The sequence below is a fragment of the Sphingosinithalassobacter tenebrarum genome, assembly GCF_011057975.1.
In the GTDB taxonomy this organism is placed as follows: domain Bacteria; phylum Pseudomonadota; class Alphaproteobacteria; order Sphingomonadales; family Sphingomonadaceae; genus Sphingomonas; species Sphingomonas tenebrarum.
In genome coordinates, this window is the sequence record NZ_CP049109.1 from 3,350,445 (window position 1) to 3,368,748 (window position 18,304).

At 63.5% G+C, this 18,304-nt stretch carries 22 protein-coding genes; 8 read left to right on the forward strand and 14 right to left on the reverse strand.

Going from position 1 to position 18,304, the window contains the following annotated elements:
* Nucleotides 1-6: 6 nt before the first annotated feature.
* The 5 genes from G5C33_RS16550 (at nt 7) to bfr (ending at nt 3,325) form a co-directional block, all read left to right on the forward strand.
* Complete coding sequence (locus tag G5C33_RS16550) at nt 7-414, forward strand: hypothetical protein (protein WP_206518583.1); 408 nt, start codon at nt 7-9, stop codon at nt 412-414.
* A gap of 31 nt (nt 415-445) precedes the next feature.
* Nucleotides 446-1,120, forward strand: a complete 675-nt coding sequence (locus G5C33_RS16555; RefSeq protein ID WP_165328910.1) for a nitroreductase family protein — start codon at nt 446-448, stop codon at nt 1,118-1,120.
* A gap of 82 nt (nt 1,121-1,202) precedes the next feature.
* On the forward strand, nt 1,203-2,456 hold the full coding sequence (locus G5C33_RS16560; RefSeq protein ID WP_228275106.1) for a DUF418 domain-containing protein: 1,254 nt from the start codon (nt 1,203-1,205) through the stop codon (nt 2,454-2,456).
* 108 nt (nt 2,457-2,564) lie between these two features.
* Nucleotides 2,565-2,735 (forward strand): (2Fe-2S)-binding protein, encoded by a 171-nt coding sequence (locus G5C33_RS16565; protein WP_165328152.1) that lies wholly within the window; start codon nt 2,565-2,567, stop codon nt 2,733-2,735.
* Between the two features lie 104 nt (nt 2,736-2,839).
* Nucleotides 2,840-3,325 (forward strand): bacterioferritin, encoded by a 486-nt coding sequence (gene bfr, locus G5C33_RS16570; RefSeq protein ID WP_165328153.1) that lies wholly within the window; start codon nt 2,840-2,842, stop codon nt 3,323-3,325.
* 52 nt (nt 3,326-3,377) lie between these two features.
* On the opposite strand, the gene G5C33_RS16575 is transcribed toward bfr, so the two are convergent.
* From G5C33_RS16575 to panB, 5 genes are all read right to left on the reverse strand, one after another.
* Entirely contained in the window at nt 3,378-3,788 is a 411-nt protein-coding gene (locus G5C33_RS16575; protein ID WP_165328154.1) for an Hpt domain-containing protein, read from the reverse strand.
* 102 nt (nt 3,789-3,890) lie between these two features.
* A complete protein-coding gene (gene der / locus G5C33_RS16580; protein WP_228275107.1) occupies nt 3,891-5,264 on the reverse strand; it encodes a ribosome biogenesis GTPase Der in 1,374 nt (457 codons plus the stop codon).
* Nucleotides 5,265-5,342: 78 nt separating this feature from the next.
* Entirely contained in the window at nt 5,343-6,665 is a 1,323-nt protein-coding gene (locus G5C33_RS16585) for a PQQ-like beta-propeller repeat protein (RefSeq protein WP_165328155.1), read from the reverse strand.
* Nucleotides 6,662-7,411: a tetratricopeptide repeat protein gene (locus G5C33_RS16590; RefSeq protein ID WP_165328156.1), complete on the reverse strand. Its 750-nt coding sequence runs from the start codon at nt 7,409-7,411 to the stop codon at nt 6,662-6,664. Before G5C33_RS16590 ends, G5C33_RS16585 begins: the two co-directional genes overlap by 4 nt.
* Nucleotides 7,412-7,487: 76 nt before the next feature.
* The gene (panB, locus tag G5C33_RS16595) at nt 7,488-8,345 is read right to left on the reverse strand and encodes a 3-methyl-2-oxobutanoate hydroxymethyltransferase (protein ID WP_165328157.1); all 858 of its coding nucleotides are present in this window, start codon (nt 8,343-8,345) and stop codon (nt 7,488-7,490) included.
* Nucleotides 8,346-8,469: 124 nt separating this feature from the next.
* On the opposite strand from panB, the gene G5C33_RS16600 reads away from it, so the two are divergent.
* From G5C33_RS16600 to G5C33_RS16610, 3 genes are read left to right on the forward strand one after another with little or no spacing between them, the layout of a single operon-like run.
* Nucleotides 8,470-8,934, forward strand: coding sequence for a hypothetical protein (locus G5C33_RS16600; RefSeq protein ID WP_165328158.1), 465 nt, complete (start codon nt 8,470-8,472; stop codon nt 8,932-8,934).
* The gene (locus G5C33_RS16605) at nt 8,931-9,386 is read left to right on the forward strand and encodes a hypothetical protein (protein WP_165328159.1); all 456 of its coding nucleotides are present in this window, start codon (nt 8,931-8,933) and stop codon (nt 9,384-9,386) included. Before G5C33_RS16600 ends, G5C33_RS16605 begins: the two co-directional genes overlap by 4 nt.
* Nucleotides 9,379-9,594: a helix-turn-helix transcriptional regulator gene (locus G5C33_RS16610; RefSeq protein WP_165328160.1), complete on the forward strand. Its 216-nt coding sequence runs from the start codon at nt 9,379-9,381 to the stop codon at nt 9,592-9,594. Before G5C33_RS16605 ends, G5C33_RS16610 begins: the two co-directional genes overlap by 8 nt.
* 199 nt (nt 9,595-9,793) lie before the next feature.
* Here G5C33_RS16610 and G5C33_RS16615 read toward each other — a convergent pair whose 3' ends face one another.
* The 9 genes from G5C33_RS16615 to rplQ all read right to left on the reverse strand — a co-directional run bounded on the left by G5C33_RS16615 (nt 9,794) and on the right by rplQ (nt 18,201).
* On the reverse strand, nt 9,794-10,219 hold the full coding sequence (locus G5C33_RS16615; RefSeq protein ID WP_165328161.1) for a hypothetical protein: 426 nt from the start codon (nt 10,217-10,219) through the stop codon (nt 9,794-9,796).
* 94 nt (nt 10,220-10,313) lie between these two features.
* Nucleotides 10,314-10,658 (reverse strand): ArsC family reductase, encoded by a 345-nt coding sequence (locus tag G5C33_RS16620; RefSeq protein WP_165328162.1) that lies wholly within the window; start codon nt 10,656-10,658, stop codon nt 10,314-10,316.
* 132 nt (nt 10,659-10,790) lie between these two features.
* Nucleotides 10,791-11,216 carry a hypothetical protein gene (locus G5C33_RS16625; RefSeq protein ID WP_165328163.1) on the reverse strand — a complete coding sequence of 142 codons (426 nt, stop codon included), beginning with the start codon at nt 11,214-11,216 and terminating at the stop codon, nt 10,791-10,793.
* Between the two features lie 171 nt (nt 11,217-11,387).
* Complete coding sequence (locus tag G5C33_RS16630; protein WP_165328164.1) at nt 11,388-11,681, reverse strand: hypothetical protein; 294 nt, start codon at nt 11,679-11,681, stop codon at nt 11,388-11,390.
* Between the two features lie 162 nt (nt 11,682-11,843).
* The gene (locus G5C33_RS16635; RefSeq protein ID WP_165328165.1) at nt 11,844-12,467 is read right to left on the reverse strand and encodes a hypothetical protein; all 624 of its coding nucleotides are present in this window, start codon (nt 12,465-12,467) and stop codon (nt 11,844-11,846) included.
* A gap of 87 nt (nt 12,468-12,554) precedes the next feature.
* Nucleotides 12,555-14,111 (reverse strand): glutamine-hydrolyzing GMP synthase, encoded by a 1,557-nt coding sequence (gene guaA / locus G5C33_RS16640; RefSeq protein WP_165328166.1) that lies wholly within the window; start codon nt 14,109-14,111, stop codon nt 12,555-12,557.
* 66 nt (nt 14,112-14,177) lie between these two features.
* Nucleotides 14,178-15,359 carry a hypothetical protein gene (locus G5C33_RS16645; protein ID WP_165328167.1) on the reverse strand — a complete coding sequence of 394 codons (1,182 nt, stop codon included), beginning with the start codon at nt 15,357-15,359 and terminating at the stop codon, nt 14,178-14,180.
* Nucleotides 15,360-15,544: 185 nt separating this feature from the next.
* The gene (locus G5C33_RS16650; RefSeq protein ID WP_165328168.1) at nt 15,545-17,701 is read right to left on the reverse strand and encodes a prolyl oligopeptidase family serine peptidase; all 2,157 of its coding nucleotides are present in this window, start codon (nt 17,699-17,701) and stop codon (nt 15,545-15,547) included.
* Between the two features lie 80 nt (nt 17,702-17,781).
* Entirely contained in the window at nt 17,782-18,201 is a 420-nt protein-coding gene (gene rplQ / locus G5C33_RS16655) for a 50S ribosomal protein L17 (RefSeq protein WP_165328169.1), read from the reverse strand.
* Between the last annotated feature and the right edge of the window lie 103 nt (nt 18,202-18,304).

Here is an 18,304-nt window from a genome sequence, read left to right on the forward strand (position 1 = left end):
GAACCGATGATGACGACAGCCGGTGTCAATATGCCGCTCGCCAGCAAGCTGGGCCTGACGCGAGGCATGCGCAGCTGGTTCTGCCACATGCCCGATCATGTCCGCGATGCGATCGCGCCGGAGGATATGGGCGTCGAGGAACAATCGAGCCCGTCGGACGGGATGCAGGCCGCGATCCTGTTCGTCACCGAGCGCGCGCAGCTCGAACGCAAGCTGCATGCCCTGCGTCCGCTGCTCCAGCCCAAGGGCTTCATCTGGGCCGTCTGGCCCCGGCGCGGTGATATCGGGACCGATATCACCGAGGATGCGGTTCGCGGGGCGGCGTTGCCGATGGGACTGATCGATGGAAACTTGATCGACATCGACGACAACTGGTCCGGGCTCAAGCTACTGGTGCGCCACGCTGAAAGCTGAGCCTCCACCTGCTCCTCGGGAAACAATGATGATGCAACAGGACGCAAGGCTGCCCTGGCAGCCCTATCCCGAACTGAGCGATGCCGAGCGGCTGGAACGCGCGCGCGGTTGCTACGAAACGTTGCGCACGCGCCGCAGCTGTCGCGCCTTCAGCGACCAGGCGGTGCCGCGTGCGGTGATCGAACAGGCGATCCTCGCCGCCGGCACCGCGCCGAGCGGCGCCAATCACCAGCCCTGGCATTTCGCCGCTATCGAATCGCCCGAGGCAAAGGCCGCGATCCGAGTCGCCGCCGAGGAGGAAGAGCGCCAGTTCTACAGCGGCCGCGCGGGCAGTGCCTGGTTGAAGGCGTTGCGACCGCTGGGAACCGACGCCGAAAAGCCCTTTCTGGAAATCGCGCCCTGGCTGATCGTGCCGTTCGCGCAGCGGCGCGGCGGCGTGGAGGCGGACGACGACCTGCAGAATTACTATGTGTCCGAAAGCGTCGGGCTGGCCTGCGGGATGCTCCTCGCGACACTGCATTGCGCCGGGCTGGCGACTCTGATCCACACGCCCAACCCGATGCGCTTTCTCAACCGCGTCTGCCAGCGGCCCGAGCAGGAAAGGCCGATGATGATCATCGTGGTCGGCCATGCCGCCGCCGACGCGACGATCCCGGCACATGCACTCCGCAAAAAGTCGCTCGACCAGATCAGCAGCTGGATCTGATATCCCGCATCCCGGCGGCGCTGGTGCCATCGCGCGTGATAGTGTATCAGCGGGGCAACACAGGAATTGGGGGGACGTTTCCGTGGCGACAACCGCACCGGCGCAAACGCGCTATCTGACGCTCGACACCGTACGCGGCGTCGCGGTGATGGGCATCCTCCTGATGAACATCGTCGCCTTTTCGATGCCGATGGCCGCCTATATCAATCCAACGGCCTTTGGCGGCGCCACCGGGGCGGACCTGGCGACCTATCTGGTCAACTACGTCCTGTTCGACGGCAAGATGCGCGGGCTCTTCTCCTTCCTGTTCGGCGCCTCGACATTGCTGGTGATCGAGCGGGCGCAGTCCCGGGGCGTCAGCGCCGCGGGCGTGCATTATGCGCGCATGTTCTGGCTGTTGCTGTTCGGGCTGGCGCACCTCTTCCTGATCTGGTGGGGCGACATTCTTGCCCATTATGCGATCATGGGGATGATCCTGTGGTTCTTCCGCAACCGATCGGTGGGCAAGCTCATCCTGATCGGCGTGCTGCTGCTGGTGCTCGAATTCCTGCTGATGGCTTCGATGCCGATGTGGATCTGGGCGCTGCAGAACGGCCATGCCGGGGATGCCGCACAGACCGCCAAGGGAATGTTGGCGATGCAGAAGACCGTCGGGGTGCCCCCGGCCGGGATCATCGACGCCAGTCTTGCCGTACATCGCGGCGACTATGCCGCGATCGTGGCTGATCGAATCGCCAGGCACGGGCTGGCGCCGATCAACATGATCTTCTTCGTCGGCCCCGAAACGCTGGCCTATATGCTGTTCGGCATGGCCGGCTATCGCAGCGGGATGCTCACTGGCGCATGGTCGCGCGGGCGCTATGTCCGCTGGCTGCTGATCGGGTTCGGCATTTCGCTTCCTGCCTATATCGCAGGCGCCGTCTATATGGTGCAGTCCGATTTCGACATGCTGGCGGTGGCCTCGGCCGTGATGACGATGCCGGTGATCTTCCGCCCGCTGATGATCCTCGGCTGGGCCTGTCTGATCATCCTGCTGATGCGCGAAGGCGGCGCGCTCACCGCGCGCATTGCCGCCGCGGGGCGGATGGCGTTCAGCAACTATCTGCTCACCTCGATCCTCTGCGCGACATTTTTCTACGGCTATGGATTCGGCTTTTTCGGCTATCTCTCGCGGTTCGAGATTTACGCCGTGGTGCTGGTCGTCTGGGCGCTGATGCTGCTCTGGTCCAAGCCCTGGCTCGAACGCTTCCGCTACGGGCCGCTCGAATGGCTGTGGCGCAGCCTGTCGCGCGGTCGCCCGCAACCGCTGGCGGGGGGCGCGATCGCCGACGCCTGACCGCGCGGCGCAGCACGTTGCCTAGGTATTATTGCGAGGCACACGCAATAACTATTGCGAATCGGTCGCACTATCTCTACTTTGCTGAGAATAGCATAAGAGGGTGCGATGGTAGTTTGCGTTTGCAATGCAATAAGGGAGCAGGAAGTGCGCGAGGCCGCCCGCAGCGGTGCCAGGAGCGCCTGCCAGGCCTATCGCACGCTCGGACGTCAGGCGAAATGCGGCCAATGCGTCCCCTTCGCCCGCGAAATCATCGCGCAGGAAAGCGCGGCTGCATAGCATTCGCATCTAGAAAAACCGCAGTTTTCCGCCATTTTTTGCTAGCCATCCCTTGGTCGGGCGCGTAGAATTCGCGCTTTGACGCAGACAATCAGGGACATGGCATGAAAGGCGACACCAAGGTCATCGAGTATCTCAACGAGGTGCTGAAGAACGAGCTGACCGCCGTAAACCAATATTGGCTGCACTATCGGATGCTCGACAATTGGGGCGTCAAGAAGCTCGCCCATTTCGAGCGGCACGAATCGATCGACGAGATGAAACATGCCGACACGCTGTCGGAACGCATCCTGTTTCTCGATGGCCTGCCCAATTTCCAGCTGCTCGGTCGGCTGCGCATCGGCGAAAATGTGGAGGAGATCCTCAAGGCCGATCTCGCGCTCGAAATGGAAGCGATCGAAGTGCTGCGCGACGCGATCCAGCATTGCGAGGAAGTGCGCGATTTCGGCAGCCGCGAAATCTTCACCGCCATCCTCGAAAGCGAAGAAGAGCATGTCGACACGCTCGAACGCCAGTTCGACATGATCGCGCGGATGGGCCTGGAAAACTACGTCCAGCTTAACAGCAAGTCGGAAGACGACGAGGGCTGATCCGGCATTGCCGGAGTATCCCGCCGCGCCGACTGTCGGCGCGGCGCGGGCCTCAGCCGATCGATCGCTTGCCGAATGTCGGGCGCCGCGCCACTAGCGGATTGCTTTCGCGCTCGAGCAATTCGAGCGTGGCTTCGAACATGGGACGCAGCTGGACGACATGTTCCAGCGCATCGCTGGGCGTATCATGCCGTTCGACGCAACTGCGCCCGATCATCTCGATCCGTTCGGCAAGCGCAGCGAGCGGCGCGGCACCGAACTGGGATGATTCGCCTTTCAGCGTGTGCGCCGGAATCACCAGCGCCGCGGCGTTCTGCGCCCGCATCGCGGCTTCGATCTGCGCGACCGATTTCTCGCCATCTTCCCGGAAGTAGCCGAGAATACGCGCGAAATTCGCGCCCAGCTGAACGCGCGCACGCGCGAATTCGGTCATGTTCACCAGCGCGGCTGCGTCGATCGACATGTACGATAATCCCGGTTACGCCCACTTACGCTCTCACCATGCCGGGCACCGGGTAAATATCGGGTTATTTCCCTCCGGTATGAAGATATCGGCCGAAAGCGATCAGCTCTTGTCGCGATCGAACGGATTGCGCGCCGCGCGCATCGTCAGCCGCACCGGCACCGCGCCGAAACCAAATTCCTTGCGAATGCCGTTGATCAGATAGCGACGATAGCTTTCGGGCAGCAGATCGACTCGCGTGCCGAACAGGATGAAGCTGGGCGGCCGCGTCTTGGCCTGCGTCACATAACGCGGCTTGATCCGCTTGCCGCCGGGTGCGGGCGGGGGATTGGCCTCGATCGCGCGTTCGAACCAGCGATTGAGCTGCCCGGTCGACACGCGGCGCGACCAGGCATCGCGCGTTTCGAACGCCACCTTGATGACGGTGTCGATCCCCTTGCCGGTCACTGCGGAGACAGTGAGCAGCGGCACGCCGCGCACCTGCGCCAGTCCCTCGTCGAGCGCAGCCTTGACCCCGTTGAACAGCTTGCTGGCGTCCTCGGCGACGTCCCATTTGTTCATCACCACGATCAGTGCGCGCCCTTCCTGCAGCGCGGCGTCGGCGATCTTCAGGTCCTGCACTTCCAGCCCCTTGGTCGCATCGAGCAGCAGGATGACGACCTCGGCGAAATCCACCGCGCGCTGCGCATCCGCGACCGACAGCTTTTCAAGCTTGTCCTGCACCCGCGCGCGCTTGCGCATGCCGGCGGTGTCGATCAGCCGCACCCGGCGCGCATCGCCGCCATCAGGAGGTGTCCATTCCCAGTCGATCGCGATCGAATCGCGCGTGATCCCCGCCTCCGGGCCGGTGATCAGCCGTTCCTGCCCGAGGATCTTGTTGATCAGCGTCGATTTGCCCGCATTGGGGCGACCGACGATCGCAAGCTTGAGCGGCGCATCAGGCGCGTCGGGGTCCTCGCCATCCTCGGCGTCTTCCTTCTCGTCGATCCAGGGCAGAAGCGCCTCGAACAGGTCGGCGACGCCTTCGCCATGCTCGGCCGAAATCAGCACGGGATCGCCGAAGCCAAGTGCCATCGCTTCGATCGCTCCGGCTTCGCCCGCCCTGCCCTCGGCCTTGTTGGCGGCAAGCACCACCGGCGCGTCGGCGCTGCGCAGCCAGCGGGCGATTTCCTCGTCGAGCGGCGTCACGCCGGCGCGCGCGTCGACGATGAACAGCGCCACATCGGCCTCGCGAACCGCCGCCTCGGTCTGCGTGCGCATCCGGCCGGGCAGGCTCTGCGGGTCCTCATCCTCGAAACCGGCGGTATCGATGATGCGGAATTCGAGCCCGAGCAGATGCGCTTCGCCTTCGCGGCGGTCGCGCGTCACGCCGGGGCGATCGTCGACCAGCGCAAGCCGCTTGCCGACCAGCCGGTTGAACAGCGTCGATTTGCCCACATTGGGGCGGCCGATAATGGCGACGGTCGGAAGCGGCACGGTACGGTTTTCCCCTGGCTGCGCGACCATCGGCAATGTCCGGTTGCCGAAGCGACACGCGCTCCGGCCCATCGGGCATCAACGGAAGGCCGTCAGCTTTCCTGAATCATCGAGTATATAGAGCGTGTTGTTCGCGACGACGAGCGGCAGCGAAACATCTCCGTCGACTTCAGCGACGGGCTGGAAGCTGCCATCGCTCGGCGAAGCGGCGATCACTTGCCCGCGACTGTTGGCAAGCCACAGCTTGCCACCCGCAAGCACGGGACCGACCCAGTTGATCATCCCCTTCTGATCCTCCTCGTCACGCCAGCGACGCAGTTGCGAGATCCAGCGGATGCGGCCGGTGCCGCGCTGGATGCAGATCAGCTTGGCCTGTTCGGTAACGACGAACACCCATTCGCCGACCACCCAAGGGGTCGAGATGCTCGCGAAATTCTCTTCCCACAGCCGCCGGCCCGAAGCCAGATCGAGCGCGACCATACGCCCCCCCTGCCCGACGGCATAGACGCGGCCCTGGTCGATCACCGGATCGGCATCGATATCCGACAGCGAGGAGACCGAAGTCGACATGCTCGTGCGGGACAGCACGTCGGTCCAGAGCTGGCGACCATTCTCGTAGCGATAGGCATTGAGTTCGCCCGACGAGAAGCCCGCGACCACGGTGCTTTGCGCGGCCGCCGGTGCTGCCACCCCGAACACACCCTGGGTTTCCACGGCCCCGGCCGATGTCCACACGACCGACCCGTCATTCTGGTTCAACGTGAAGAACTGATTGTCCTGAGTCACGACATAGACGTGACCATAGGCGATCGTCGGCGCGCCGCGCAGCGGGCCGCCCGGGCGCACCTTCCAGAGCTGGTCGCCCGACGCGGCATCGAGCGCGACGACATCGCCCAGCCCGTTCGTCGCATAGAGCTTGCCCGATTCATACGCGACGCCACCGCCGAACAGGGCATTGCTGTTCTCGCGATTTTCCGAAGTCGGCCTGGTCCAGAGTTCGGCACCGTTTTCGGCGTCGAACGCGTTTACCCGGCCATCGATATCGACGACGTAGAGCTTGCCGTCGGCCACGATCGGCGCGGAGGCCAGCCGGGCACGCTTTCCGCCCCCGGCGATGCCGGTGTGCCAGAGCCGAGACGGCGCGGTGGCGAGCGCCAGGTGCCCCATCGACTTGGACGCATTGCCGCCCGGCTGGGCCCAGGCGGCGTTGGCGGCTGCCGGAGGCAGCAGCACGTCGATGCCGGCCAGATCCGGGTCCGCGGCGATACTGTTTTCCGCAACCAGAATCGGCACGCGCTGACCGACAGTGGGAGTGGCGTTCTTGCTGCCGTTGAAAATACCGCAGCCGCCCAGTGCAGCCCCGGCGGCGAGTACGAAGGCCAGGCGCTTCAGGTTGCTCATTGGGACGCATTCCCCTCAGACTGAGTGTTCGTCGTTTCGCCGGTGGCTGCCGATTCCGAATCGGCAGCGGTTTCGGCCGCCGGCTGCACACCGTACCGGCCCGCCAGCTGCTGCACCCGCTGGCGGATGCTCTCGGGAACGGATTCGGTCTGGGCGATCTTGTTCAGAAGCTGCCCCGCCTCGCTGGTCCGCCCCTGTTTGAGATAGGCGAGCGCGACCAGTTCCCCCGCCGATCCGAACCAGGCGCTTTCCGGTACCGCCAGCGACTTGAGCCGGTCGATCACTTCGCTCGGCTTCATCCAGTCGAATTCGGCATAGGTGCGCCGGATCGTCGCAAGCTGGCGATAGGGTTCGGGAACCGAAGGATCCGCAGCGATCTGCGCGAATTTGGCGGCGGCGCCGGCATGATCGTTGTTCTGCAACAGGATAGCGGCCTGTTCCAGACGCGCCAGCGCGGCATAGCCATCGCCCTGTTTCGCGATCTCCGCCAGTTCAGGCGTGGCTTTGGCATAATTGCCCTGATTGAGATGCTGGACGACCTGGTCATAGCGTTCGCCGCGCGCATCGGCCGTGCTGTTCGAACGGTGGCCCAGATACAGCCACACCGCGATCGCAACCAGAATCGCAATGACCGCGACGACGATCCACAGGCCGTAGCTGCGCCAGATGCGCAGCAGTTCGGCACGGCGAAGCTCCTCATCAACCTCACGGACGAAGGTCTGATTCTCTTCGGGGGGAAGCGCCAAGAATTACTCCATAGTCGGCATGCGGACGCGGACCTTAGCGGCGGCGACCCGCAGGGGAAAGCGGCTCGATAGTCGCTCAGTCGCGCGGCGCATAGACCTGATCGGACCCGGGAAAGGCCCGCGAGCGCACTTCGTCGGCATAGGTGCCAACAGCGGCGGAAATACGGCCGGCAAGATCGTCATAGCGTTTGACGAATCGCGGCGTCCGCTCGAACAGGCCGAGCATGTCCTCGGTCACCAGAACCTGGCCGTCGCACTGATTCGACGCGCCGATCCCGATCACCGGACAGGATGCCGCCGCCGTCACTTCCTGTGCCAGCGTTTCGACCACCCCTTCCGCGACGATCGCGGCGGCCCCCGCATCGGCGAGCGCCCTGGCATCGTCGATGATCCGTGAATGCTCTTCGTTGCTGCGCCCGCGCGCGGCATAGCCGCCCAGCGCATTCACCGATTGCGGCGTCAGCCCGATGTGACCGAAAACGGGAATCCCGCGCGAAACCAGAAATTCGACGGTCGGCGCCATCGCTGTCCCGCCTTCCAGCTTCACGCCCGCCGCGCCGGTCTCCGCCATGATCCGCGCCGCCGCCTCGAATGCCTTTTCCGGGCTCGCTTCATAAGCGCCGAACGGCATGTCGACGATCACGACCGCATGATAGCTGCCACGCACCACGGCGGCGCCGTGCGCGATCATCATGTCAAGCGTCACCGGCAGCGTCGTCGGCAGGCCGTAAATCACCTGCCCCAGGCTGTCGCCGACCAGCAGCACATCGCAATGCGGATCGAGCAGCTGCGCCATCCGCGTCGTGTAGGCGGTCAGCATCACGATCGGGTCCTTGCCCTTGCGATTGCGGATCGCGGGCACGGTGAGCCGCTTCATCGGAGCGGGCGTCGGGTTGGCTCGGCTGGTCGCCGTATCGAGCGTGTAGGTGGACATGGCCCGCCCGATAGCGGCTCGCCGCGCCTCCCACCAGCCGTAGCGCGCACATGAGTCGAATCTGCTTGACTCAATGTTCGCTTTATTTAACATTGAGGATATCAAAGATGACATGGAGTTAAAAATGACCTTCAGGGAGAAAGTGCTCTGGGTCTCCGTGATCGCGGTTCTGCTGATCTGGGGATCCTATTTCCTCGACCTTGTGACGAATCTGTCGGCGGGCCGAATCGAGGTCGCGGCCAGTTTCGGCGGGTTTCTGCGTTCGGTGGTGCTGATCGTCGTGGTCGAAATCGTCGCCAGCGTCGTGCTCGCCATCGCCAGCCCGCGCGAAGCGAACATGCCCGCCGACATCCGCGAGCGCGAATATGCGCTGAGCGCCTATCGCCCGGCCTATTTCGTGCTGTCGGTGATCGTCGCGGCGACAATGCTGGGTACGCCCGCGCTGGTGCATGTCGCGCCGCATCTCCTCACCGGCGATCCGGCAATGAGCATCGCGATCGTGATCGGCAATCTGATGCTGGCTGGTCTGGTCCTGTCCAGCCTCACCTCGGACATCTGGCAGATCGTCCGCTATCGCAGGAGCGCATGATGATGGAACGCAGCTTCGATATGCCCTTTCGCGAGAAGGAAGCCTGGCTCGCGCTGGCGGGTATGGTGCTCGGCTATGGCGGCTATTTCACCGTCGTCGCAATGACGCAGGGACAACCTCCAGAAAATCCGCTTAGCTTCGTGATCTGGTTCGCTATCGCCACGGTCGTTCGTGTCGCGATCGAATTCGGCGGGCGGGCGGTTTTCGCCACCCGCTCCCCCGGCGAAGCGCGCGCCAGACCCGACGAACGCGACCGCGCAATCGCCCAGCACGGCCTGGCCGTCGCCTATGGCGTGATGATGCTCGCGCTGATCGTCGTCGGCGTCCTGATGCCACTCAGCGTGACCGACAGCTGGCACATCGCCAATACCGGCCTGTTCGGTCTGGTGCTGGCCGAAATCACGCGCTGCGCCGTCGTCGTCGCCGATTATCGGAGAGGCTGGCATGGCTAAGACGCCGCCCATCACCAATCAGATCCGCACGCTGCGCTTCATGGCGGGGGAAATGACCCAGGCCGAACTGGGCGAGAAGATCGGCCTTACCCGCCAGACAGTCGCGGCGATCGAATCGGGGAAATATTCGCCCACGCTCGAAGCGGCGTTCCGCATCGCGCAGGTGTTCGAAAAACCGCTGGAGGAGGTGTTTCAGTGGGAGGGGTAGCGGTTACGCCCTACCCTTCCGTCGCCCCTAGGCAGGGGACTAACGCTGCAGCTTTTGCATGATCGGCCGACACGCCAAGTTTGCCGGCTGTGTCAGAGGATGGGGCGCAACGCTGCAGACATGGGCCCCTGCCTGCGCAGGGGCGACGCCTGGTATGGGTATCACACCTCATTTTGAACTGCGGCGTCCCGTTACAGCGTCAGCGGATCCAGCCGTGCTTTCGCGCATATTCTGCGAACCACAGCTCGACCCCCGCCACCACGACCAGAAAGGTCGGCAGCAGCATCGCGCTCCAGCCTTGCGCCGCGAGCATGTGGGCATCGATCAACGCATAGCCGAACTGCACCGCCAGCAATCCCAGCGAGGCAAGGAACAGCGCCCTGGCAAGCACCGATCGGGTGATCAGCGCGACTCCGCCCATCAGCGTGCTCGCCACCGCGGCGGCATAGACCGCCGTGTACCAGCCGGGCACGCCATCGAAGAACATGGTTTCGGCGAGCACCGTACTGACGGGCACCTCGCTGTAGAGCAGGAACAACAGGCAGCCGAGCGCGCCCCAGAGCGTCGCGACATATGCGATCGTTGAAAACCAGCGCGGAGGACGCTGGCGGATATATGTTGCCATATCGGTCTCCCCCGGCCGGCGACCCTTACCGGCCCGGAAAGGAAAGCTAACGCATATCAGCTTCCATCGAAATGCCGCGCTGCGAAAAAATGACTCAGCAGAACGCCGCTGCGTAACGCTCCGCCGCGAAGCCAACCAATATCCCGCCCGGATGCTCGACCACCGGGCGCTTGATCATTGACGGCTGGGCGATCATCAGCGCCGCCGCCTTGTCGGCGTCGAGATCCTGCTTGTCCGAGTCGGGCAGCTTGCGAAAGGTGGTGCCGCGCTTGTTGAGCAGCGTTTCCCATCCGACCTGTTCGATCCAGTGCATCAGCCGCGCGGGATCGACTCCCTCTTTCTTGAAGTCGTGAAATTCATAGGCGACGCCATGCTCGTCGAGCCAGGTACGCGTCTTCTTCACCGTGTCGCAGTTTGGTATCGCATACATCTTAATCATTTCAGGCATCCATTACATTGAATTTAAATGATTTCATGGAGAACCCATAACCCTGCGAGACGGGTGTCCACCATTTAGGCATTCCGTAAAACCCAAAGCGGGCTCAGCGCCTTTTTGGTCGCTTACAACGCCCTAGCGACCACGCGCTTGCTTATATTTCGCAAGGATGATCTGCGTGGCGAATACGATGGCCATTAGACCTATCATAGCGCGCGCAAGGCCGGATAGAGTTTGCAGCTCCACCAACCCGGAGCCTGCGAGGGCTATACCAACGAGCAGAGCCACTACGATCATGCTGATCGGCATTCTGGCGAGCAACTTCTGTTGTACGGGTCGGAAGGCACGATGGGGCGCTGTAGGTCGACCAGAGATGGATTTTCTCCAAGCACGGCGTGAACCGAGCACAGGTATCGCGAGATAGGCTTCTCGTTCTTCTGCCGTCACAGGAATACCGCGCGACCAACGCCAATGATAATAAAGATAGCCATCATCGTCTGGCTCGAAACTCAACGCGAGAGCTGCTCTCTGATGATTGGCTTTGTCGCGGCTCGATGTCATATTTAAAGACTCACCGAACGAAGACCCCAGCGCAAGCCCACAGGAATACCGAGCAACAAGAATCTCTATTTTCTGCGCACATTCATACGGACTTGCTCGCAGTTGGGAATGCCGTAAAACGCTATCGTCATAACTCGGATCATCGTCTCCAATCTGCTGCCGTACAGATAGTCAGAAGAACCGGGGGTCTTGCAAGAGTATTGCATCGACGATGTCGAAGACTTGCCGTGCCAAGGGCGTACCGACAACATCCCGCCGCCGCAGCGCCGCGCTCACTAGATCGCTTTTCGCAACGGTTCGGTCCGTCGCATCGATGACCATGACCGCAGGCGGAGATTCTTCGGGTTGGCGATAGAGCAAGGATACCGCCACCCGGTCCCCGGACGTCGAGCCTTCCCCCCAGCTTCCAAGTGCAAGATCGAGATTGGCGCCCGGATCATCAAGATGCCCGACGGTCCAATGCATCCAATAGGTCGCGATCGTTGCTTTTGTAGTGAACCATTCCCCACGCCGTTCGGCTGGCCTCACCGCAGCATTCACAATGACCGCCGCTCTCCTCAAGCGGTTCAACGACAAAGGCAGTCTGCGAACTGGTCATATTCAGAACGACCGGAACGCTCGTGACATCTAGCGGAACATGCAGGTCGTGCCCGCCCACAGATCGGTGACGAACGCATCGGCATTGCCGCTGCTCAGCAGGCCAGCCATGTTCACGTCGGGGACATTGAATTCGGTGCCGAGCGTGCTTTCGGGATACATTTCGATCGTCATCACGTCCTCCAGCTCGGCGCGCGTGGTGCCGATGCCGACGCCGCTGGCGGTCGTCAGCGTGCTGTCGTCGCCGCCCAGCGTCCAGCCGGCGAACCTGTCGTCCTGATAGAGCACGGTGAACCCGCCCTCATAATTGGCGATGTAGAGCGGCCCCGCACCGCATTCGGAGTTGAGGCCGGCGTCGAGCGGCTCGCCGAGCGCCGATTCCACCACGCGCGCCACGGCGTCCCTGCCGGTACCGAAGGTCAGGTTCCTGATCCGACCGCCAGGAAGGGCATAGCCGATACCGTCAGGCGCGATCTGCAGCGTCACCTCGGCCGCCTCGGCACTGCCGTTGTCAGCGGGTGCGGTTTCGTTGATCTCGCCCGCGCTGGGCACAAGCGCGTTATCGCGTTCGACTACGGTCGAGACGTTACCGTCGCCAAGCCCGTTGCAGCCCGCCAGCGCCAGCGCGATTGCCGGGATCACCAGTTTGCGCATTCGTCCCCCCTTCGTGTTTCCGCGTGCGGCGCCTTGCGGCGCCGGGTGAACCGGGCGGGCATCCCCCGGATGCCCGCTACTTCCGGTTCACTCCCACTCGATCGTCCCCGGCGGCTTCGACGTATAGTCATAGGTCACGCGATTGATTCCGCGGACCTCGTTTACAATCCGCGTCGCCACGCGCGCCAGAAACTCGCCCGGAAACTGGAACGCGACTGCCGTCATCCCGTCGGTCGAAGTCACCGCGCGCAGCGCCAGAACGCTGTCATAGGTCCGCCCGTCCCCCATCACGCCCACCGTGCGCACCGGCAGCAGCACCGCGAATGCCTGCCAGATCGCATCGTAAAGCCCGGCGTTGCGGATTTCCTCGAGATAGATGGCGTCGGCCTTGCGCAATATGTCGCAGCGTTCCTTGGTGACTTCGCCCGGAATGCGGATCGCGAGCCCCGGCCCCGGGAAGGGATGCCGCCCGACAAACGCCTCGGGCAGCCCCAGTTCCTTGCCCAGCGCGCGCACTTCGTCCTTGAACAGCTCGCGCAGCGGCTCGACCAGCTTCATGTTCATCCGCTCGGGCAGGCCGCCGACATTGTGGTGGCTCTTGATCGTCACGCTCGGCCCGCCGGTGAACGAAATGCTTTCGATGACATCGGGATAGAGCGTGCCCTGGGCGAGGAAATCGGCGCCGCCGATCTTCTTCGCCTCCGCCTCGAACACGTCGATGAAGGTCTTGCCGATGAACTTGCGCTTCTTCTCGGGGTCGGTGACGCCCGAAAGCCCGTTGAGGAACAGCGTCTCGGCATCCACATGGACGAGCGGAATATTGTAGCTGTTGCGGAACAGGCCGACGACCTGCTCGGCCTCGCCCGCACGCATCAGCCCGTGATCGACGAAGACGCAGGTCAGCTGGTCGCCGATCGCCTCATGGATCAGCACCGCCGCGACGGCGCTGTCGACGCCGCCCGAAAGCCCGCAGATCACCTTGCCGTCGCCCACCTGCTCGCGAATTTCGGCGATCTTGGTGTCGCGGAATTCGGCCATCGTCCAGTCACCCGAAAGCCCGCACACATGCCGCACGAAATTGGCGAGCAGCCGCGCGCCGTCGGGCGTGTGGACCACTTCGGGGTGGAACTGCATCGCATAATAGCGCCGGTCGTCGTCGGCGATGACGGCATAGGGCGCGCCGGGGCTGGTCGCCACCACCCGGAAACCGCGCGCCAGCTCGGTCACCTTGTCTCCGTGGCTCATCCACACCTGATGCGTTTCGCCTTCGCGCCACAGTCCGTCGAACAGCTCGCAGCTGTCGTCGATCTCGATATAGGCGCGGCCGAACTCGCCGCTTTCGCCCAGCCCGACCGATCCGCCGAGCTGCTCCATCATCGTCTGTTGGCCATAGCAGATGCCGAGCACCGGCACGCCGCTTTCAAACACGATATCGGGCACGCGCGGGCTGTCCTGATCGAGCACCGATGCCGGGCTGCCCGAAAGGATCACACCTTTGGGCTGCATGCGCTCGAACGCCTCCTGCGCGGAGGTGAATGGCGCGATTTCGCTGTACACGCCCGCTTCGCGAACGCGCCGGGCGATAAGCTGCGTAACCTGGCTGCCGAAATCGACGATCAGGATGGAGTCGGGATGCTGCGTCATGGCGCGGCGATAGAAAGCGCTGCGGACCGTGTAAAGCAACCAGGCGGGGCACGCCGCACTATTTGGTCACTCCGTGGGCGTGGTGCTCGGCGACGGTGTCGGGCTTGCTCCAGCGGTCGGCGAGGGCGTCGGGCTCGCTTCGGCGGCGGGGGCTGCGTTACGGAAGTCTTCCCCGGTGGGGATTTCGACCACATCCGGGCGCGGCCGGGGGTCGAACCGGATCTTCGCACAGGCATCGCGCCGCCGTTGCCACGCCTTTATGACGTCCTCCCCCTCCACCCGGTTTGCCAGCGGAAGCGCGACGCAGGACGCGCGGGCGATCCGCATCAGCGCGTCGAACGCCGCACGCGGCACGGGCCGATTGCCCAGATCCTCTCCCTCTATGTCATCCGAATCGAACAATTCGCGGTGCGACAGGCCCAGGCATCGGGCGGCATCATATACCGTCATCTGGTCCTGGTTGGGCCGGGGGGACAATCGCCCGTCGGTGCCATCCATGTGGCATCGGTCGACATCGGATGCGACGATTTCCAGCCCGGATCGGAACACCGCGCTGCCGCGATGGAGCGCGGCGGTGATGTCGGTCATGTTGTTGAACAGGTTCCACGCCGCCGAAAACACGTTGCCCCGCCCGAGTGACTCAAGGAACTTGCGCGCCTGCTCGGTCGGCAGCGCGGTCAGCATGCCGCGGATGAGCCGCGATTCGATACGCGGCAGATCGCTTTCGAAATTGGCGAGATAGCCGGCGCATCGCACCCCGGTCGGGTTGTATATCTGCGGGACGGATGCGGGAACCGGCGACAGCGCGGAGGCGGCAGGCACTGCCTGGGGCGTCGGGGTCACCACCGGTGTCGGCGCTGCCGTCGGCGTCGGCGTGGCAGCGGGGGCCGGACCGACCGGATAGATGCGGCACCCGCCGACACCGGCATCGGCATCGGCATCGGCATCGCCCACATATCCCAGGTTCATCGCCGCATAGTTGATTTCGTTCGCCGCCTCGGCGAGCTGATCGGCGAATGCATCGGCATCCTCGGGCAGAACGCTCGGCTCCCCGACGCGGGCGGTAATCGCCAGCACCATCGTCAGGCGGAACAGCGCCAGCGTCTTGGAATGCTTCGCCTCGAAAAGACGCTGGTCCATCAGATAGCCGGGATAGCCACCCGGATACCGGAATTCCTTGTTCAACATGCCACAGCCGCCCAGCGACAGGCAGGACAGTGAAATCACGACTTTCGAAACGGTACGCATGCTGTCTCCTCCCCACATGAAACAGGCAGGAAGACGGCGTTGCGCAAATCAGGATGTCGTCGCGGGCGTTTCGCCAAATCATACCAGACGCGACACGCATCGAACCGAATCAGGACAGCGTGCCTTCCTGATGCGAGCTTATGCGGATCTGCAGCAAAGCGATTGGACGAAATCGCCGGTCGCGATCACTCGACCGGCGTGACTTCCAGTCCCGTCCATTTCGCGGCGAATGCCCACAGGTCCGCCGCTTCCTCGATGATCTTGTCGGTCGGCTTGCCCGAACCGTGGCCAGCGCGGGTTTCGATGCGGATCAGATGCGGCTTGTCGCCGATATCTGCCGACTGGAGCATCGCGGCATATTTGAAACTGTGCCCCGGCACCACGCGATCGTCGGTGTCGGCGGTTGTCACCAGAATCGCCGGATAGTCCCGCCCGCCTTCGACATTGTGATAGGGCGAATAGGCATAGAGGACGCGGAAATCCTCTTCCTTCGACGGATAGCCGTAATCGTCGACCCAATAGCGGCCGGCGGTCCAGCGATCGAAGCGCAGCATATCCATCACGCCCACCGCCGGCAGCGCCGCGGCAAACAGGTCGGGCCGCTGATTGACCACCGCGCCGACCAGCAATCCACCGTTCGAACCGCCCTGGATGGCGAGCTGATCGCGCCCGGTGATTCCTTCGGCAATCAGATATTCGCCCGCCGCGATGAAATCATCGAACACGTTCTGCTTCTCGTGCAGCCGCCCGGCATCGTGCCAGGTCTTTCCGTATTCGCCGCCGCCGCGCAGATTGGCGACCGCCAGCACCCCGCCCTGCTCGATCCAGGCGAGCCGCGAGGAGGAAAAGCCCGGCGTAAGCGAGATGTTGAACCCGCCATAGCCATAGAGCAGCGTCGGTGCCGGACCGGTTACGTCGGCGCGGCGCACCACGAACATCGGTACGCGCGTGCCGTCCTTCGACTGGTAGAAGCGCTGTTCGACCGAATAGCGCGTCGGATCGAAATCGAGTTCGGGCCGCGCCCAGACGCTGCTTGTCCCGCTTGACACGTCATAGCGGAAAATCGTCGTCGGATAGTTGAAGCTGGTAAAGGCGTAGAAGGTCTCGCCGTCTTCCTGCTTGCCGCCAAAGCCCGCGGCGGTGCCGATCCCGGGCAGGTCGACCGTGCCGGCCGGCGTACCGTCGAGTTCGTAGCGCCGGATCTCGGTCTTCACATCTGCCATGTAGCTGAGCATCAGCTTGCCGCCGATCAGCGAAGCACCGTCGAGCGTCGCTTCCTGTTCGGGGACGATTTCGGTCGCGGTTTCGGGCCCCGCATTCGGATCGGCCAGGTCGATCGTCATCACCCGGCGACGCGGCGCATCGGTGTCCGTCATCACGTACAGCGTTTCGCCGACCGTACCGATCACGCCCCAGTGATTCTCGATCCCCTGCACGATCGTGCGCGGCGTCCATTCGGGATCGGTCAAGTCGACCAGCGTCAACTCGTTGGCGTCGTCGGTCCCCTCGCTGGTATAGATGACCAGCCAGCGGCCATCATCGGTCACTCCCGAATAATGGCTGCGCTTCGGGTGATCGGGCGTGGCATAGACGAGCCGGTCCGCGCTCTGGTCGGTGCCGAGCTTGTGGAAATAGACGCGGTGGTTTTCGGTCAGCGCCTGATAGGTCTCATCCTCGGGCGGCTCGGGATAGCGCGCGTAGAAGAAGCCCGATCCGTCCTTGGCCCAGTCGCCGCCGATCGCATATTTGGCCCATTTGACTTCATCCGGCAGCGTCTCGCCGGTTTCTACGTTCATCACGCGCACGGTGCGCCAGTCGGTCCCGCCGTCCTGGATGCCGTACAGCAGATAATTGCCGTCGGGCGACGGAATCCACTCGGCAAGTGCCGTCGCACCGTCATCGGACCAGCCATTGGGATCGAGAAGCACCCGCCCCGGCCCTTCGACCGTATCGCGTACCCACAGCACCGCCTGCTGCTGCAGCCCCGTGTTATGCGTGTAGAAATAGCGCCCGCCTTCCTTATTGGGCAGGCCGAAGCGCTCGTAATCGAACAGCTGCTTGATCCGCGCCTCGAAAATGTCGCGGCCAGGCAGCGTCTCCAGATAGGCGTCAGTCACTTCATTTTCGGCGGCGACCCAGGCGGCGACTTCGTCATCGTTGCGGACATCGTTTTCGAGCCAGCGATAGGGATCGGCGACCTGCACCCCGAACTGCTCCTCGACCACATCGACGCGGCGGGTTTCGGGATAGGCATCGGGAAAGGACATGGGTGCGGAAGTCTCCTGGGCAAACGCCGGCGCGGCGATGCAAAGAAGGGCGGCAAGCGGAAGCACGCGGCGCATCGGCAACTCCGGGCAAAAAGAAAGAGGCCGGAACCTAGGGGGCTCCGGCCTCTTGCTCAAGTGTACGAAGTGTCGCCCGATCAGGCCTCTTCGAAATCGTCCTCGGTCTGCACCGGACCCGAATCCTGGCCCTTGGCGCTGACGTCGCGGTCGACAAATTCGATGATCGCGATCGGCGAGCTGTCCGACGCGCGGATGCCGGCCTTGATGATGCGGGTATAGCCGCCGTTGCGGTCGGCATAGCGCTCGGCAAGAACATCGAACAGCTTGGTCAGCTGCGCATCGTCCTGCAGGCGGCTCTGCGCCAGACGGCGGTTGGAAAGGCCACCCTTCTTCGCCAGCGTGACGAGCTTCTCGACGTACGGACGAAGCTCCTTCGCCTTAGCGACGGTGGTGGTGATCTGTTCGTGCTTGATCAGCGCGGCCGACATGTTGCGGAACAGGGCTGCGCGATGAGCCGAGGTACGCTGCAGCTTACGGCCGCCAACGCGATGACGCATGGTATCTTCCTTCGTTCGTCCGGCAGCCGTTTCAGGTACTGCCGGCCAGGCGGTGAAACAGGGCCACCGCCCAAAACCCAAATTCACGCTGTGGTGAAGGCGC

What these genes read in the sequence shown, in the direction of transcription:
- G5C33_RS16575 (WP_165328154.1), bottom strand. Translation starts at nt 3,788, where the DNA reads ATGTCGATCGACGCAGCCGCGCTGGTGAACATGACCGAATTCGCGCGT.
- rplQ (WP_165328169.1), bottom strand. Translation starts at nt 18,201, where the DNA reads ATGCGTCATCGCGTTGGCGGCCGTAAGCTGCAGCGTACCTCGGCTCAT.
- bfr (WP_165328153.1), top strand. Translation starts at nt 2,840, where the DNA reads ATGAAAGGCGACACCAAGGTCATCGAGTATCTCAACGAGGTGCTGAAG.
- G5C33_RS16605 (WP_165328159.1), top strand. Translation starts at nt 8,931, where the DNA reads ATGATGATGGAACGCAGCTTCGATATGCCCTTTCGCGAGAAGGAAGCC.
- guaA (WP_165328166.1), bottom strand. Translation starts at nt 14,111, where the DNA reads ATGACGCAGCATCCCGACTCCATCCTGATCGTCGATTTCGGCAGCCAG.
- G5C33_RS16630 (WP_165328164.1), bottom strand. Translation starts at nt 11,681, where the DNA reads ATGCATTGGACCGTCGGGCATCTTGATGATCCGGGCGCCAATCTCGAT.
- panB (WP_165328157.1), bottom strand. Translation starts at nt 8,345, where the DNA reads ATGTCCACCTACACGCTCGATACGGCGACCAGCCGAGCCAACCCGACG.
- G5C33_RS16645 (WP_165328167.1), bottom strand. Translation starts at nt 15,359, where the DNA reads ATGCGTACCGTTTCGAAAGTCGTGATTTCACTGTCCTGCCTGTCGCTG.
- G5C33_RS16635 (WP_165328165.1), bottom strand. Translation starts at nt 12,467, where the DNA reads ATGCGCAAACTGGTGATCCCGGCAATCGCGCTGGCGCTGGCGGGCTGC.
- G5C33_RS16585 (WP_165328155.1), bottom strand. Translation starts at nt 6,665, where the DNA reads ATGAGCAACCTGAAGCGCCTGGCCTTCGTACTCGCCGCCGGGGCTGCA.
- G5C33_RS16615 (WP_165328161.1), bottom strand. Translation starts at nt 10,219, where the DNA reads ATGGCAACATATATCCGCCAGCGTCCTCCGCGCTGGTTTTCAACGATC.
- G5C33_RS16620 (WP_165328162.1), bottom strand. Translation starts at nt 10,658, where the DNA reads ATGATTAAGATGTATGCGATACCAAACTGCGACACGGTGAAGAAGACG.
- G5C33_RS16555 (WP_165328910.1), top strand. Translation starts at nt 446, where the DNA reads ATGCAACAGGACGCAAGGCTGCCCTGGCAGCCCTATCCCGAACTGAGC.
- G5C33_RS16625 (WP_165328163.1), bottom strand. Translation starts at nt 11,216, where the DNA reads ATGACATCGAGCCGCGACAAAGCCAATCATCAGAGAGCAGCTCTCGCG.
- G5C33_RS16550 (WP_206518583.1), top strand. Translation starts at nt 7, where the DNA reads ATGATGACGACAGCCGGTGTCAATATGCCGCTCGCCAGCAAGCTGGGC.
- G5C33_RS16600 (WP_165328158.1), top strand. Translation starts at nt 8,470, where the DNA reads ATGACCTTCAGGGAGAAAGTGCTCTGGGTCTCCGTGATCGCGGTTCTG.
- G5C33_RS16650 (WP_165328168.1), bottom strand. Translation starts at nt 17,701, where the DNA reads ATGCGCCGCGTGCTTCCGCTTGCCGCCCTTCTTTGCATCGCCGCGCCG.
- G5C33_RS16610 (WP_165328160.1), top strand. Translation starts at nt 9,379, where the DNA reads ATGGCTAAGACGCCGCCCATCACCAATCAGATCCGCACGCTGCGCTTC.
- G5C33_RS16565 (WP_165328152.1), top strand. Translation starts at nt 2,565, where the DNA reads ATGGTAGTTTGCGTTTGCAATGCAATAAGGGAGCAGGAAGTGCGCGAG.